Below are 15,239 nucleotides of genomic sequence, written 5' to 3'. Positions count from 1 at the left end.
GACACAAGGCCGCTCCCACACTGATCGCATTGACCTCTGCGGCGTGTAAGGCCCTTCCTGTCACACCCATCCCCTATTCCTACAAGCTTGCAGGAATACCCCGACTGTCACTCCCCAGCCCAACCCCGCTTTACTGGCGCCCTTCCAAAACAACCATAAGAAGGAAGTCGCCATGTCCGAACATTGCCCCCCCGTCAGCCCCGTACGCATCGCCGTCATCCAGTACGACCCCCAGGTCGGGCTCGAGCATTGTGACGGTAACCTGAGCAGAGGCCTGGCATTGGCCCGGCGGGCAGTGCGTGAAGGCGCCAACCTGATCGTGCTGCCCGAGTTGGCCAACACCGGCTACACCTTCCACACCCGTGCAGAGGCCTATGCCCATGCCGAAACGCTGGAGGAAGGTCGCAGCCTGAACCTCTGGGCGGATTTCGCCAGGGAGTATCAGGTGTACCTGGCTGCGGGTTTTGCCGAACGTGACGGGCTGAAGCTCTACGACAGTGCTGTACTGTTCGGTCCGCAAGGCTTGCTCGGGCATTACCGCAAGGCTCACCTGTGGAACCAGGAAAAGCTCTGGTTCACCCCTGGCAACCTAGGCTTCCCCGTGTTCGAGACGCCGATCGGCCGTATCGGTCTGCTGATCTGCTGGGATATCTGGTTCCCGGAGGTGCCGCGGCTGATGACCGCACAAGGCGCCGACATCATCTGCAGCCTGAACAACTGGGTATGGACACCACCGCCGCTGTTCGATGAAGCCGGGCGCTGCATGGCTTCCTACCTGACCATGACGGCGGCACACGTCAACAACGTCTACATCGCTGCCGCCAACCGCATAGGCAGCGAGCGGGGAGGGCGCTTCCTGGGCTGTTCGCTGATTGCCGGTACCAATGGCTGGCCAATTGGCGAGGTGGCCAGTGCAGAGGAGGAGGGCATTCTCTACGCCGATGTCGACCTCAGCAGCGCACGCTCGGCACCGATCTGGAACAGCCTCAACGACCTGCCGCGAGACCGGCGTACCGATCTCTATGATGCAACCCTTGGCTATCGCCTGCATGCTCCGATGCCGCGCTGAGGCCATGAACAATCGCTATCGCAGCCCTTGGGCTGTTCTGTGCTAGGGTGCACACACTTTTGCTTCCCAGGATGTCCAACCCATGCTCCCCGCACTCAGCGAAAAAGAACTCGACCGCCTTGAAGACCTGCTGATCACCTACGGCAATGACTACTCGGTACTCAACCTGGCCGAGCTCAATGGCTTTTTCACTGCACTGGCCACTTCGCCGGCCACTGTCACCCCGGAACAGTGGCTACCCGCGGTGGCTGGTGGCAAGGTGCCGAAATTCAAGAAACCGGCGCATGAAGAGGCCTACGTGGCCTTGATGCTGCGTTATGCCAGCCAGGTGGCGGAGGAGTTGGGTGACGACGTCGACCGGTTCGAGCCGCTGTTCGAGGAAAGCGAAGGCGAGACAGGCAGTGTGATTGTCATGGAGGAGTGGTGCTTTGGCTACATGCGCGGCACTCAGGTCGCCGGCTGGGCCGAGCTGCCGCCGGAGCAGGACCAACTGCTCAAGGCCATTTCGCTGCATGGGCTGGAGGACAACTTCGAGCTGCTGGATCAGATGAGCGAAGAGGATATCCAGGCCTGCGTGCCACAGGTGGTCGAGGCTGCGCGTGGGTTGTTCCGGTATTTCAACAAACTGCACTGATCTTGCATCTGCATTGATGCTACCGGCCCCAGCGCCGACAACCGACCGCGTTAACCTATCCAGTGGGAGCAACTGTCTTGCTCAATATCTAAAAACTGGCGCGAGCCCTGTGGGAGCGGGTTCACCCGCGAACACCGGCACAGCCGGTGCCATACGCCGCGTTGCATTCTTCGCGGGTAAACCCGCTCCCACATGGACCGCACAAGCCCCCGGCCGGTGCGTTCTTCTGTGGGAGCCGGCCTCACGATTATTCCGCCCCGCGAAATTATGGTTTCCCCGCCACACGGATTCTGCTGCCAGCCGAACCGGTGCAGCATGTGCTCCATCAGCCCACCCCGGCGCTGACCAGGAGCCAAGCCCATGTCGAACCCGATCAAGCTTTACAACTTCCCCAAGTCCGGCCATGCCCACCGCATCGAGCTGATGCTCTCGCTGCTGAACCTGCCCACCGAGCTGGTGTTCGTCGACCTCGCCAAAGGTGCGCACAAGCAGCCGGACTTCCTGGCCCTCAACCCGTTCGGCCAGGTCCCGGTCATCGATGACAACGGTACGGTGATCGCCGATTCCAACGCCATCCTGGTGTACCTGGCCAAGAAGTACGACAACGGCACCTGGCTCCCCGAGGAGCCCGCCGCCGCCGCCCGCGTGCAGCGCTGGCTGTCGGTCGCTGCCGGCCCGCTGGCCTTCGGCCCTGCCGCCGCGCGCCTGGTGACCGTATTCGGCGCCGCGTTCAACACTGACGAGGTCATTGCTCGCGCCCACACCCTGCTCAAGGTGATCGACGCCGAGCTGGCCAAAACGCCGTTCCTGGTCGGTAGCACACCCACCATCGCCGATATCGCCAACTACTCGTACATCGCCCACGCACCGGAGGGCAATGTGTCGCTGGAGCCCTATGCCAACGTACGCAGCTGGCTGGCGCGGATCGAGGCGCTGCCTGGCTTCGTGCCCATGCCACGCACCGTGATCGGGCTGCAGACCAGCGCCTGACATCCCGCCACCGCGAGGAACGCCGCCATGCAAAAGAATCCGGAGCACCACCCCTCGCCCTGGCATGCGGGGGAGAAAACCCTGCAGGAAAAAGCCGGTGTCGCGGAGCGCATGGAGGCGTTCGGGCAGAAGGTCATTCGTGACTACATGCCCGACCAGCATCGTATTTTCTATCACCAGTTGCCGTTCATGGTCGCCGCCAGCGTGGACGACCGGGGGAGGCCCTGGGCAACATTGTTGGAAGGGCCGGAAGGTTTCGTCAGCTCGCCGAACCCACGCCAGCTGACGATCAACACTCAGCTGGCAGCAGACGATCCGGCTACCCCGGGGCTGTCTGCCGGGCAGGCGGTCGGCCTGTTGGGTATCGAACTGCACACCCGTCGACGCAACCGCCTCAACGGGCAGGTCCACGAGGCCGGCGACGGGCAACTGCAGGTGACTGTGGAGCAGTCGTTCGGCAACTGCCCGCAGTACATTCAGCTGCGTGACTACACCCGCGTCGCGGAACCCGCGCAAGGGCGTGTCGATGCGGCGACACTCGATGCCACGGCTGCCCGCATGATCCAGACAGCCGACACTTTCTTTGTCGCCAGCTATGTCGAGCAAGGCGACGGCCAGCGCTCGGTGGATGTCTCCCACCGTGGCGGGCGGCCCGGGTTCGTCAAGGTTGAAGGCAACCGCCTGACCATTCCCGACTATGCTGGCAACCTGCACTTCAATACCCTGGGCAACCTGCTGGTGAACCCGCAAGCAGGGTTGCTGTTCATCGATTTCAGCAACGGCAACGTGTTGCAGCTATACGGGCATGCCGAGTTGCTGTTGGACAGCCCCGCCATCCAGGCGTTCGAAGGCGCCGAGCGCTTGTGGACGCTGGAGGTCGAGCAGGTGGTGTGGCGCCCGGCTGCCGTTTCCCTGCGGTGGGCCTTCAAGGAGTACGCGCCGACCAGCCTGATGACCGGCACCTGGGCCGAGGCCGACGCGCGCCTGCAGCAACGCCAGCGACAGCGCCAATGGCAGGCCTGGCGTGTGCAGCGGGTGGAGCAGGAGAGCCGCGACATCCGCTCGTTCTACCTTGAGCCACCTGCTGGCAGTGCGACGGCCTTTGCGCCAGGGCAACATGTTCCGGTGCAGATCCAGCTCGACGGCGAGGCGGCACTGATCCGCACCTACAGCCTGTCCAGCGCGCCTTCCGATGGCTACCTGCGCATCAGCGTCAAAGCCCAGGGCCCGGCTTCGCGGCACCTGCATGAGCACGTTGTGGCAGGCGATGTGCTGAACGTGCGCCCGCCGATGGGCAGCTTCACGCTGGACCAGCAGAGCACACGGCCGCTGGTGCTGATCGGCGCGGGCGTGGGTATCACGCCGTTATTGGCCATGCTGCGCGAGCAGTTGAACAAGGGGAGGACACGGCGCATTCATCTGTTCCATGGTGCGCGCAGCCTGGCCGACCTGCCGTTCCGTGAGGAGCTGGCGAGCTTGCAACAACGGGCCGGCGGCCTGCTGCAGGTGCACCGCGCCCTGAGCCAGCCGGAAGCGCATGCGTTGGCGGGGCGTGATTACGCGTTTGCCGGTCGGCTGGGTATCGAGCAGGTCAAGGCGACGCTGGCGCTGGACGACTACGATTTCTACCTGTGCGGCCCGGGCAGTTTTACCCAGGACCTGTATGAAGGGCTGCGCGGGGTGCATGTGCCGGATGCGCGGATCCATGCCGAAGCCTTTGGCCCGTCGACGCTCCGGCGGCACACCGACGATGACCAACCCACATTGCAACAGCCACCTGCTGCCAGCGAGCCGGTGCCGGTGTACTTTGCAGCTTCGGCGAAGGAGGCGCGCTGGGCGCCCGGCAGCGGGACGCTGCTGGAGTTGGCCGAGGCGCGTGGGCTGGCGCCGGAGTTTAGTTGCCGGGGCGGGTCGTGCGGTACCTGCAAGACCCGCTTGGTCAGTGGCCAGGTGCATTACCCGAACCCGCCGGCCGAACTGCCGGAGGCGGGTTCGGTATTGATCTGCTGTGCCGTGCCGGCCCGGTCAGAGGAGGGGACGCAGGCGTTGGTGCTGGATCTGTAAGGTAGCCTGTCCCGGCCCTTTCGCGGGCTTGCCCGCTCCCACAGGTACTCCACTGCCCTCAGGAGCGGTGAATAACCTGTGGGAGCGGGCAAGCCCGCGAAAGGGCCGATATTGGCAACACAAAATGCCCAGATGAAAGATAATCCCGGCACCTCACAATCCCAGGAGCCCGCATGGACCAGATCCACCTGATGAAGGTGTTCGTCGCCGTAGGCGAACTGGAAAGCTTCGCCGCCGCTGCACGCCGCCTGGACATTTCCCCAGCCGCAGTCACCCGTGCCGTCAGCGCCCTGGAAGAGCAGCTCGGGGTCAAGTTGGTGCTGCGCACCACCCGCAGCGTGCGCCTGACCGAAGCGGGTGGCCGTTACCTGGAAGACACCCGGCTTATCCTCGCCAGCATCCACGAGGCCAACGAAGCGGCTGCCGGCATCAATGCCACACCCAAAGGCGACCTGGCCGTCACCGCGCCGATCCTGTTCGGCAAGAAGTACGTCATGCCGTGCATCGTCCGCTACCTGCAGCAGTACCCCGAGGTTGACGTTTCCGCCTACTTCCTCGACCGCATAGTGAACATGGTCGAGGAGGGTATGGACGTGGCCGTACGCATCGGCCCCTTGCCAGACTCCGGCCTGAAAGCGCTGCGGGTGGGCAGGGTGCGGCGCATGTTGTGTGCGTCCCCCGACTACCTGGCGCGCCATGGCGTGCCGATGCACCCGTCCGACCTGGCGGGGCATGCGGTGATCGGCACCACCAACCTGTCGCCACGTGCCGGCTGGCGCTTCGGCGTGACCGAGGAGCCGACCCTGGTGCGCGTGAAACCCCGCCTGACGGTGACCAGCAATGATGGGGCGATAGCGGCTGCTAGTGGCGGACTGGGGATTGCTCGCCTGCTGTCGTACCAGGTGGCGGATGAACTGGCCAGCGGGCAGCTGCAGGTGATCCTGGCCGAGTACGAAGAGGCGCCATGGCCGATTCATGTACTGCACCGGGAGAGCAAGTACGGCTCGTCCAAGGTCAGGGCCTTCATCGACATGCTGGCGCAGGATTTGCGGGCCCAGCAGCTGGATTGAAGTTGTGGACGGTAGTTCTATCCTGAGCTATCTTCAGCACTGGCCCCGCCCTCGACCACGTAGACTGGCATGTCCAGTCCCGGCACCTTGTGGTGCCGCACCCCCTTGTCGGCGTGGGCGAGGCCTCTCAATTCGTATTTGGCCGCCCAGGGCGGTCGAGCCTGCTCGACCACTGCCATTCTGAAATCTCCCGAGCTACGCGATCCCCCGTGGGAGCGGTCTTGTGCCGCGAAAGGGCTGCGCCGCAACCCCAGCAGTTCATGTCGCACTGCTGAGCCCCAGACAAACTGCCATTGCGAAATCGAAAAGACGCGTGCATTGTAATGACAAACGTCTTTACCTTAGGGCCGGCCCATGGCATCCATCAACATACGTGTCGACGACGAACTCAAAGCCCGCGCATACAAAGAGCTTGAGCGCCTCGGCGTTACCCCCTCCGAACTCATGCGCCAGGCTCTGCAATATGTTGCAGAGCGAGGCAAGCTGCCCTTCCGCCCTGTCCTGATGACTGAGGACGATGAAGATCTCATTGCGACTGTGAAAGAGCGGCTTGCTTCCCCGCAGCGCGTGAGGGTCCAGTTGGATGACCTATAGCCTCGACTTCGATTCACGTGCATTGAAAGAGTGGAAGAAGCTGGGCGATACGGTGCGTCAGCAGTTCAAGAAGAAACTGGCGGAAGTTCTGCTGAACCCTCGAATCGAGGCAAATCGCCTTCACTCGCTGCCTGACTGCTACAAGATAAAGCTGCGCAGCAGCGGGTATCGACTGGTCTATCAGGTCATTGACCAAGAGATCGTGGTTTTTGTCGTCGCTGTTGATCGTCGCGAACGGGACCAGGCATACAAGAAGGCTGCCGAGCGGCTCGAATAGACTTCAGGGATCTGGCGGTTCCAAGGTATCTCCGGGTACAGCGCAGCCCATAAGCTAGCGCTGTACCTGTGGGAGCGGGCGTGCCCGCGAAGAATGCGACGCGGTGCATGGCACCGGCTGCGCCGGTGTTCGCGGGTAAACCCGCTCCCACAGGTTTTGCATCAGCCCAGAGTGCCTATTGCCAACTCCGGCACTTACCTCTGTTCTTGGCCTGCTTACCAAGAACATCTGGCAAACTGAGCCATCTGTGGGAGCGGGTTCACCCGCGAAGAGGCCAGCACAGGCAAAACCGCCTGCTAAACCCCATGCATCCGCAGCGCTCGCTGCGCACACGCCCGCCAACTCAACTTCCGCTTCTCCACCGGCCCCGGCTGATCGACTTCCCCAGCCAGCACCACCGGCATATCCCGCATCCTTACCCAAGGCTCACTCTGCCAATACAACAACGTCGCGCTCCGCCCTCCAGGCCAGCACATCTGCCCCAGTCGCGGCGCATCCTCTACCCCGTCAGCTTGCCCATCGCGCAGCACTGCCACCACTTCATGCGTCAGCCACCAACGCAAATGGCGGTTCTCCGGCACATGGTGATGCGCCAGCAAATAGGCTCCGGACTCGCTGACCATGGTGGTCTCCTGGTACTTGCCATAGCGCAGCAGCTGCACAGTGCGGTACTGATCCGGGTCGAGCTTGCGCATGCAGTGTTCGTCGAAGAAGTGCCCACTCAGCCGGCCGAGTTCGTGGGCGCAGAACCAGGCTTGGGATTCGAACCAGAGGGTGTGGAGTGGGCGGTTGTGACGGGTGAAGAGGGTGGGTGTATTGAGGCTGTTCATGTTTGGCTATCCTGATATTGGAGAGCCGTTGCTAACGGGAACGGGATTCCGCTGCGTGAGCGTTCTTAAGCGCCATAAGACGTTATCGCGATGCCCTAAAAGTAACAATGCCAAACCCTGTAGGAAGCTTCCTGTTCGGCCATTTTCCAAGCAAAAAAAGGCTGCCAATTGGCAGCCTTCTCGATGCTCAGCCCGGACGATCAGTCCCAGCTCAGTGCACCACCCGTCTGATACTCGATCACACGAGTCTCGAAGAAGTTCTTCTCTTTCTTCAAGTCCATGATCTCGCTCATCCAAGGGAACGGGTTGGTAGTCCCTGGGTACTCTTCCTTCAGACCAATCTGGGTCAGGCGACGGTTGGCGATGAACTTGAGGTAGTCCTCCATCATCGCTGCGTTCATGCCCAGCACGCCGCGTGGCATGGTGTCACGGGCGTATTCGATCTCCAGCTGGGTCCCTTGCAGGATCATCTGGGTCGCTTCTTCCTTCATCGCCGCGTCCCACAGGTGCGGGTTCTCGATCTTGATCTGGTTGATCACGTCGATACCGAAGTTCAGGTGCATCGACTCGTCACGCAGGATGTACTGGAACTGCTCGGCCACGCCGGTCATCTTGTTGCGGCGGCCCATGGACAGGATCTGGGTGAAGCCGCAGTAGAAGAAGATGCCTTCCAGTACGCAGTAGTAGGCGATCAGGTTGCGCAGCAGCTCTTTGTCGGTTTCGACGGTGCCGGTGTTGAATTCCGGATCGGAGATGGCGCGGGTGTACTTCAGGCCCCAGGCAGCTTTCTTCGCGACCGACGGGATCTCGTGGTACATGTTGAAGATCTCGCCTTCATCCATGCCCAGCGACTCGATGCAGTACTGGTAGGCGTGGGTATGGATCGCCTCTTCGAAGGCCTGGCGCAGGATGTACTGGCGGCACTCCGGGTTGGTGATCAGGCGGTACACGGCCAGGGCCAGGTTGTTGGCGACCAGCGAGTCGGCGGTGGAGAAGAAACCGAGGTTGCGCATGACGATGCGACGCTCGTCTTCGGTCAGGCCGTCCATGCTCTTCCACAGGGCGATGTCGGCGGTCATGTTGACCTCTTGCGGCATCCAGTGGTTGGCGCAGCCGTCCAGGTACTTCTGCCAGGCCCAGTCGTACTTGAACGGTACCAGCTGGTTGAGGTCGGCGCGGCAGTTGATCATGCGCTTTTCATCAACGCGCACGCGGGCGCTGGAGCCTTCCAGCTCGGCCAGGCCTTCGGCGATGTCGAGGTCGTTCAGGGCAGCCTTGGCGCGCTTGACCGCGTCGGAGTCGTCGGCGGTGGCGACACGGGCTTCCAGGGCGGCGGCACCACCGGCGCTGTCGAGCTTGTCGAGGGTGGCGGCGGCAGCGGCCTGCGCAGGGGTGTTGCCTTTGGCGGCTACTTCGCCGTCTTCTTTATCGAATTCGTCCCAGCTCAGCATGGTGAGATTCTCCTGCTTGAGGGCCATCTATCAAGTATGGCCGGTGGATCTTGGTTGCGGTGCGGTGCACGCAAATCTGAAGTGCCCGAAAAGGGCTGGCCGCGGCTTTGCAGCCACGGCTTGTTGTGTCTGGCTGTGGAGAGGCGGCGGGAGTGCCGGCCTCATCGCGGGTGAACCCGCTCCCACAGGGTCCGCAGTGGTGCGCAAAACGCGTTGAGGCTTCCCGTAGGAAGCCTCGGCCTGGCCTTACTGGCAGGCTTCGCAGTCAGGCTCGTCGATCGCGCAGGCCTTCGGCACTGGCGCAGGGCCGGCTGCCTGGACCGGGGCGCTGTCGCCACCGCTGGAAACGGCATTGAGCTTGCCGGTGTTGATGGTCGACTTCTCGGTGCTGGTCGCGGCCAGGGCACGGAGGTAGTAGGTGGTCTTCAGACCACGGTACCAGGCCATGCGGTAGGTCACGTCCAGCTTCTTGCCCGAGGCGCCGGCGATGTACAGGTTCAGCGACTGGGCCTGGTCGATCCACTTCTGGCGACGCGAGGCGGCATCGACGATCCACTTGGTCTCGACTTCGAACGCGGTGGCGTACAGGTCTTTCAGCTCTTGCGGGATACGCTCGATCTGCTGCACCGAACCGTCGTAGTACTTCAGGTCGTTGATCATTACCGAGTCCCACAGGCCACGGGCCTTCAGGTCGCGGACCAGGTACGGGTTGATCACGGTGAACTCGCCCGACAGGTTCGATTTCACGTACAGGTTCTGGTAGGTCGGCTCGATGGACTGCGACACGCCGGTGATGTTGGCGATGGTCGCGGTCGGCGCGATGGCCATGATGTTCGAGTTACGAATACCTTTCTTGACGCGCTCGCGCACCGGGGCCCAGTCCAGGGACTCTTCCAGGTTGACGTCGATGTACTTGGCACCACGGGCTTCGATCAGGATCTGTTGCGAATCCAGCGGCAGGATGCCCTTGGACCACAGCGAACCCTGGAAGGTCTCGTACGCACCGCGCTCGTCGGCCAGGTCGCAGGACGCCTGGATGGCGTAGTAGCTGACCGCTTCCATCGACTTGTCGGCGAACTCGACGGCGGCATCGGAACCGTACGGAATGTGCTGCAGGTACAGCGCATCCTGGAAGCCCATGATGCCCAGGCCGACCGGGCGGTGCTTGAAGTTCGAGTTACGCGCTTGCGGCACCGAGTAGTAGTTGATGTCGATCACGTTGTCGAGCATGCGCACGGCGGTGTTCACGGTGCGTTGCAGCTTGGCGGTGTCCAGCTTGCCGTCGACGATGTGGTTCGGCAGGTTGATCGAGCCCAGGTTGCAGACCGCGATCTCGTCCTTGTTGGTGTTCAGGGTGATCTCGGTGCACAGGTTCGAGCTGTGGACCACGCCCACGTGCTGCTGCGGCGAACGCAGGTTGCACGGGTCCTTGAAGGTCAGCCACGGGTGGCCGGTCTCGAACAGCATCGACAGCATCTTGCGCCACAGGTCTTTGGCCTGGATGGTCTTGAACACCTTGATCTTGTTGTACTCGGTCAGGGCTTCGTAGTACTCGTAGCGCTCTTCGAAGGCCTTGCCGGTCAGGTCGTGCAGGTCTGGCACTTCCGAAGGCGAGAACAGGGTCCACTTGCCGTCATCGAAGACACGCTTCATGAACAGGTCAGGGATCCAGTTGGCGGTGTTCATGTCGTGGGTACGACGACGGTCATCACCGGTGTTCTTGCGCAGCTCGATGAACTCTTCGATGTCCAGGTGCCAGGTTTCCAGGTAGGCACACACGGCGCCCTTGCGCTTGCCACCCTGGTTCACGGCAACGGCGGTGTCGTTGACCACTTTCAGGAACGGAACCACGCCCTGCGACTTGCCGTTGGTGCCCTTGATGTAGGAGCCCAGTGCACGCACAGGGGTCCAGTCGTTGCCCAGGCCACCGGCGAATTTCGACAGCATGGCGTTGTCGTGGATCGCGTGGTAGATGCCCGACAGGTCGTCCGGCACGGTGGTCAGGTAGCAGCTGGACAGCTGCGGGCGCAGGGTGCCGGCGTTGAACAGGGTCGGGGTCGAGGCCATGTAGTCGAACGACGACAACAGGTTGTAGAACTCGATCGCACGGGCTTCCTTGTCTTTCTCTTCCAGCGCCAGGCCCATGGCCACACGCATGAAGAATACCTGTGGCAGCTCGAAGCGCACGCCATCCTTGTGGATGAAGTAGCGGTCGTACAGGGTCTGCAGGCCCAGGTAGGTGAATTGCTGGTCACGCTCGTGGTCGATGGCCTTGCCCAGGCGGTCCAGGTCGTAGCCTTTCAGGGCCGGGTCCAGCAGCTCGAACTCGACGCCTTTGTCGATGTAGGCTGGCAGGGCCTTGGCGTACAGGTCGGCCATTTCGTGGTGGGTGGCGCTCTCGGCCACGTTCAGGAAGCCCAGGCCTTCGGCGCGCAGGGTGTCCATCAGCAGGCGGGCGGTCACGAACGAGTAGTTCGGCTCGCGCTCTACCAGGGTACGGGCGGTCATTACCAGGGCGGTGTTGACGTCCTTGATGGCCACGCCGTCGTACAGGTTCTTCAGGGTGTCGCGCTGGATCAGGTCGCCATCGACTTCGGCCAGGCCTTCGCAGGCTTCGCTGATGATGGTGTTCAGGCGGGCCATGTCGAGCGGCGCCAGGCTGCCGTCGGCCAGGGTGATGCGGATGGACGGGTGCGGCTCGACCACGGACTCGGCGTTCACGCGGGTGGCACGCTCCTTGGCGCGCTGCTCGCGGTAGATCACGTAGTCACGGGCGACTTTCTGCTCGCCGGCGCGCATCAGGGCCAGTTCGACCTGGTCCTGGATTTCTTCGATGTGGATGGTGCCACCCGATGGCATGCGACGCTTGAACGTGGCGGTGACCTGCTCGGTCAGGCGCGCGACGGTGTCGTGGATGCGCGACGAAGCGGCGGCGGTGCCGCCTTCAACTGCGAGGAACGCCTTGGTGATGGCAACGGTGATCTTGTCGTCGGTGTAGGGGACGACAGTGCCGTTACGCTTGATCACGCGCAGTTGGCCGGGGGCGGTGGCGGCCAGATCCTGGTTGGAATCGGCGGCCTGCGGCACCTTGGCCTGCGGGTTCTCGCGAGTTGTGTCGGTTTGCATGGGTGGGTGTCTCCACAGTTTCTATATTGTTCAGGCGCCTTTTGGGCGCCCACCGTTCCGTCCACTTGCTCGATGGCCTGGCGGGGATGGGCAATGCATGCGCATCCGCCCGCGCGGGCGTACCGACTTCGGGACAGACTCAGGAATAAGGGGCAATGGCTTGCCGCTCCCTGGCCGAAGTCAAAGGTTCTGGGCCGTGCCCAAAAACTGTTGCTGATGGATGCCAGGCCTGGCCTGCCACACCCATACCCGAACAAGGCCCTGAAGGGCTTGCCTCGGTCGCCTCCGCAGGAGCGGTTTGGCTGCTGAAATCACTTGAAGTTCACCCGAAAAATCGCTTGATTTTGCGGGTTGACTTTTGTGTGTGATTTTGCACGAAACCCTATATCTAGTGGTTCGCTGCGATCGGGATACAAGATAATGCGGTATTGGGGGCTTTGCAAGGCGAGCGCCTGTGGATAACTTGTGCGTACTTTGTGAGTGAATGGTGGGTATTCGCTGTAGGCCTTGTGCCAAGTGGTTTGCAGTATTTTTCTGCGCCTTGCCGGTTCTGGGCAGAATTTTTCGGGCGCGAACCTTGTCACAAAAAACGGTTCAGTCGAGGGGCTGCTGGCAGGTTGGCAGTGCCTGGGGGCGGGACGTAGTATCCGAAGCAGATGTTGCCTTTTGGTTAAAGGGTCATGTTTCCTGCACCGGACCCTTCGCGGGCTCGCCCGCTCCCACAGGTACAGTACAAGCCTTGAAAGGGGCGCGGTCCCTGTGGGAACGGGCGTGCCCGCGAACAGGCCGGTACAGGCCACAGAAAAACAACAAGCAAAGGCACAAGCCATGGACCACCCCGCACCCCGTATCCTCATCGTCGAAGACGACCAGCGCCTGGCCGAGCTCACCGCCGAGTACCTGCAGGCCAACGGCTTCGAAGTCAGCGTCGAGGGCGATGGCGCCCGCGCTGCGCGGCGCATCGTCGACAGCCAGCCCGACCTGGTCATTCTCGACCTGATGCTGCCCGGCGAGGACGGCCTGAGCATCTGCCGCCGGGTGCGCAGCCAGTACCCCGGCCCGATCCTCATGCTGACCGCACGCAGCGATGAACTCGACCAGGTCCAGGGCCTGGACCTGGGGGCCGACGACTACGTCTGCAAACCCGTACGCCCACGCCTGCTGCTGGCGCGCATTCAGGCCCTGCTGCGCCGCAGCGAAGCACCGGACAGCAAGCGCCAGGACCTGGCCTTCGGCGCGCTGCGCATCGACAATCGCCTGCGCGAGGCGCGTCTGGGTGAACAACTGATCGAGCTGACCGGCGCCGAATTCGACCTGCTCTGGCTGCTGGCCAGCAACGCCGGCCGGGTGCTGACGCGCGAGCAGATCTTCACCGCGCTACGTGGCGTCGGCTACGACGGCCAGGACCGTTCCATCGACATACGCATTTCCAGGATCCGCCCCAAGATCGGCGACGACCCGCTCCAGCCAAGGCTGATCAAGACCCTGCGCAGCAAAGGCTACCTGTTCGTTGGCGAGGCCTCATGAACAACTCGATCTTCCTGCGCATCTATGGCGGCATGCTGGCCGTACTGGTGCTGGTGGCCCTGCTCGGGGTGCTCAGCCTGCACCTGGTCAACGAAGTGCGTGCCGCCCAGCACCGCGAGGGCCTGGCCCAGGGTACTTTCAGCCTGATGGCCGACAACCTGGCGCTGCAGAACGACACCGAGCGCAAGCGTTCACTGCTGATCTGGGAGCGCCTGCTTGGCGTGCCGTTGGCGCTGCAGCCAATGACCGCGCGCACCCTCGATGGTGGCCAGCGGGCGCGCCTGTACCGCGGCCTGGTGGTGGTCGAGAAGACCGGCCCGCATGCGGCCCAGGTACTGCGCAAGGTCGGCCAGGAAGATCTGATGCTGGTAGCGCAGATCAAGCAGATAAGTGAGCAACTGGCGCGGGCCACCCTCTACCTGCTGGCCGACGAACTGGTGCGCTACCCGGTAACCGAGCAGCAGCAGCGCCTGGCACAGATCAAGAAAGAAAAGGGTTTCGGCTTTGGCGTGGCCCTGCAGCGCATCGAGCGGGTGAGCCTGGACGATGACCAGCGGCGCCGGGTCGAGGAGGGCGACACGGTCATGGCCCTGGGCAAGGATGGTGACTCGATCCGCGTGTTCGCCGGGCTGGCTGGCTCGCCCTGGGTGCTGGAAATCGGCCCGCTGTACCAGCTCAACCCGTATCCGCCGCAGTTGCTGATCCTGATCGCCTTTCTCGGCCTGTGCCTGATCGGCCTGGTGGTCTACCTGCTGGTGCGCCAGCTGGAGCGGCGCGTGTCGGGCCTGGAGATTGCTGCCACGCGTATCGCTCAGGGTAGCCTGGACACCCGCGTGCCGGCCGGCGACGCCGACTCGGTAGGGCGCCTGGCTGCAGCCTTCAACGGCATGGCCGAGCACCTGCAGCGCTCGCTGACCATGCAGCGTGAGCTGGTGCGGGCGGTTTCCCACGAGCTGCGCACGCCGGTGGCCCGCCTGCGTTTTGGCCTGGAGATGATCGAGAACGCCACCACCGAGCAGGCACGGGCCAAACACCTGGCGGGCATGGACGGCGATATCCAGGATCTCGACAAGCTGGTCGACGAGATGCTCACCTATGCCCGTCTGGAGCAGGGGGCGCCGGCCTTGAAGTTCCAGCGGATCGACCTGGATGCCTTGCTTGACCGGGTGATCGAAGAGCTCGCGCCGCTGCGTGCCGAGGTACGGGTGGTGCGGGGTGAATGCCAGGGCGCCGATGCCGAAGGTGCCTGGGTCGAGGCCGAGCCGCGCTACCTGCACCGGGCCCTGCAGAACCTGGTGGGCAACGCCATGCGCCATGCCGAGGCCGAGGTGCGCCTAAGCTACCAGTTGGGGCAGCAACGCTGCCGTATCGATGTGGAGGATGACGGCCCGGGGATCCCCGAGGGCTTCTGGGACCGCATCTTCACACCGTTCACCCGCCTCGACGACAGCCGCACCCGCGCCTCGGGCGGGCATGGCCTGGGCCTGTCGATCGTGCGGCGGATCATTTACTGGCACGCGGGCCGGGCCACGGTGGGGCGCAGCGCCGCGCTGGGCGGGGCCTGCTTCAGCCTGAACTGGCCACGGCAGCAGGCATCGTTGTGACGG

The 15,239-nt window shown here is 63.1% G+C and carries 12 protein-coding genes; 9 read left to right on the top strand and 3 right to left on the bottom strand.

Annotation, left to right across the window (positions count from 1 at the left end; genetic code table 11):
• The first annotated feature begins 172 nt into the window (after positions 1–172).
• The 7 genes from M2S36_RS15650 (at position 173) to M2S36_RS15620 (ending at position 6,698) form a co-directional block, all read left to right on the top strand.
• Complete coding sequence (locus M2S36_RS15650) at positions 173–1,069, top strand: nitrilase family protein (protein ID WP_233688341.1); 897 nt, start codon at positions 173–175, stop codon at positions 1,067–1,069.
• 82 nt (positions 1,070–1,151) lie between these two features.
• Positions 1,152–1,703 carry a UPF0149 family protein gene (locus M2S36_RS15645; protein WP_233693782.1) on the top strand — a complete coding sequence of 184 codons (552 nt, stop codon included), beginning with the start codon at positions 1,152–1,154 and terminating at the stop codon, positions 1,701–1,703.
• 360 nt (positions 1,704–2,063) lie between these two features.
• The gene (locus M2S36_RS15640) at positions 2,064–2,693 is read left to right on the top strand and encodes a glutathione S-transferase family protein (RefSeq protein ID WP_207838193.1); all 630 of its coding nucleotides are present in this window, start codon (positions 2,064–2,066) and stop codon (positions 2,691–2,693) included.
• A gap of 27 nt (positions 2,694–2,720) precedes the next feature.
• Positions 2,721–4,757: a pyridoxamine 5'-phosphate oxidase family protein gene (locus M2S36_RS15635; protein ID WP_333957422.1), complete on the top strand. Its 2,037-nt coding sequence runs from the start codon at positions 2,721–2,723 to the stop codon at positions 4,755–4,757.
• Positions 4,758–4,930: 173 nt separating this feature from the next.
• Positions 4,931–5,827: a LysR family transcriptional regulator gene (locus M2S36_RS15630; protein WP_241105933.1), complete on the top strand. Its 897-nt coding sequence runs from the start codon at positions 4,931–4,933 to the stop codon at positions 5,825–5,827.
• Positions 5,828–6,181: 354 nt separating this feature from the next.
• On the top strand, positions 6,182–6,421 hold the full coding sequence (locus M2S36_RS15625) for a type II toxin-antitoxin system RelB/DinJ family antitoxin (protein ID WP_207838200.1): 240 nt from the start codon (positions 6,182–6,184) through the stop codon (positions 6,419–6,421).
• Positions 6,411–6,698, top strand: a complete 288-nt coding sequence (locus M2S36_RS15620; RefSeq protein WP_241105932.1) for a type II toxin-antitoxin system RelE family toxin — start codon at positions 6,411–6,413, stop codon at positions 6,696–6,698. The genes M2S36_RS15625 and M2S36_RS15620 overlap by 11 nt, the downstream gene beginning before the upstream one ends.
• Positions 6,699–6,994: 296 nt before the next feature.
• On the opposite strand, the gene M2S36_RS15615 is transcribed toward M2S36_RS15620, so the two are convergent.
• The 3 genes from M2S36_RS15615 to M2S36_RS15605 form a co-directional block, all read right to left on the bottom strand.
• Complete coding sequence (locus M2S36_RS15615; RefSeq protein WP_333957421.1) at positions 6,995–7,528, bottom strand: BRO-N domain-containing protein; 534 nt, start codon at positions 7,526–7,528, stop codon at positions 6,995–6,997.
• A gap of 200 nt (positions 7,529–7,728) precedes the next feature.
• On the bottom strand, positions 7,729–8,979 hold the full coding sequence (locus M2S36_RS15610) for a ribonucleotide-diphosphate reductase subunit beta (protein WP_087502863.1): 1,251 nt from the start codon (positions 8,977–8,979) through the stop codon (positions 7,729–7,731).
• Positions 8,980–9,225: 246 nt separating this feature from the next.
• A complete protein-coding gene (locus M2S36_RS15605; RefSeq protein ID WP_207830696.1) occupies positions 9,226–12,105 on the bottom strand; it encodes a ribonucleoside-diphosphate reductase subunit alpha in 2,880 nt (959 codons plus the stop codon).
• 828 nt (positions 12,106–12,933) lie between these two features.
• On the opposite strand from M2S36_RS15605, the gene M2S36_RS15600 reads away from it, so the two are divergent.
• Both M2S36_RS15600 and M2S36_RS15595 read left to right on the top strand, forming a co-directional pair.
• A complete protein-coding gene (locus M2S36_RS15600) occupies positions 12,934–13,632 on the top strand; it encodes a response regulator transcription factor (RefSeq protein ID WP_207830699.1) in 699 nt (232 codons plus the stop codon).
• Positions 13,629–15,236 (top strand): ATP-binding protein, encoded by a 1,608-nt coding sequence (locus M2S36_RS15595; RefSeq protein ID WP_333957420.1) that lies wholly within the window; start codon positions 13,629–13,631, stop codon positions 15,234–15,236. The genes M2S36_RS15600 and M2S36_RS15595 overlap by 4 nt, the downstream gene beginning before the upstream one ends.
• Positions 15,237–15,239 lie beyond the last annotated feature (3 nt).

Source organism: Pseudomonas sp. SF2 (assembly GCF_036858055.1).
GTDB lineage: Bacteria > Pseudomonadota > Gammaproteobacteria > Pseudomonadales > Pseudomonadaceae > Aquipseudomonas.
This window is presented reverse-complemented; position numbering and strand designations above follow the sequence as displayed.

What these genes read in the sequence shown, in the direction of transcription:
- M2S36_RS15605 (WP_207830696.1), bottom strand. Translation starts at nt 12,105, where the DNA reads ATGCAAACCGACACAACTCGCGAGAACCCGCAGGCCAAGGTGCCGCAG.
- M2S36_RS15625 (WP_207838200.1), top strand. Translation starts at nt 6,182, where the DNA reads ATGGCATCCATCAACATACGTGTCGACGACGAACTCAAAGCCCGCGCA.
- M2S36_RS15620 (WP_241105932.1), top strand. Translation starts at nt 6,411, where the DNA reads ATGACCTATAGCCTCGACTTCGATTCACGTGCATTGAAAGAGTGGAAG.
- M2S36_RS15635 (WP_333957422.1), top strand. Translation starts at nt 2,721, where the DNA reads ATGCAAAAGAATCCGGAGCACCACCCCTCGCCCTGGCATGCGGGGGAG.
- M2S36_RS15600 (WP_207830699.1), top strand. Translation starts at nt 12,934, where the DNA reads ATGGACCACCCCGCACCCCGTATCCTCATCGTCGAAGACGACCAGCGC.
- M2S36_RS15640 (WP_207838193.1), top strand. Translation starts at nt 2,064, where the DNA reads ATGTCGAACCCGATCAAGCTTTACAACTTCCCCAAGTCCGGCCATGCC.
- M2S36_RS15615 (WP_333957421.1), bottom strand. Translation starts at nt 7,528, where the DNA reads ATGAACAGCCTCAATACACCCACCCTCTTCACCCGTCACAACCGCCCA.
- M2S36_RS15610 (WP_087502863.1), bottom strand. Translation starts at nt 8,979, where the DNA reads ATGCTGAGCTGGGACGAATTCGATAAAGAAGACGGCGAAGTAGCCGCC.
- M2S36_RS15645 (WP_233693782.1), top strand. Translation starts at nt 1,152, where the DNA reads ATGCTCCCCGCACTCAGCGAAAAAGAACTCGACCGCCTTGAAGACCTG.
- M2S36_RS15650 (WP_233688341.1), top strand. Translation starts at nt 173, where the DNA reads ATGTCCGAACATTGCCCCCCCGTCAGCCCCGTACGCATCGCCGTCATC.
- M2S36_RS15595 (WP_333957420.1), top strand. Translation starts at nt 13,629, where the DNA reads ATGAACAACTCGATCTTCCTGCGCATCTATGGCGGCATGCTGGCCGTA.
- M2S36_RS15630 (WP_241105933.1), top strand. Translation starts at nt 4,931, where the DNA reads ATGGACCAGATCCACCTGATGAAGGTGTTCGTCGCCGTAGGCGAACTG.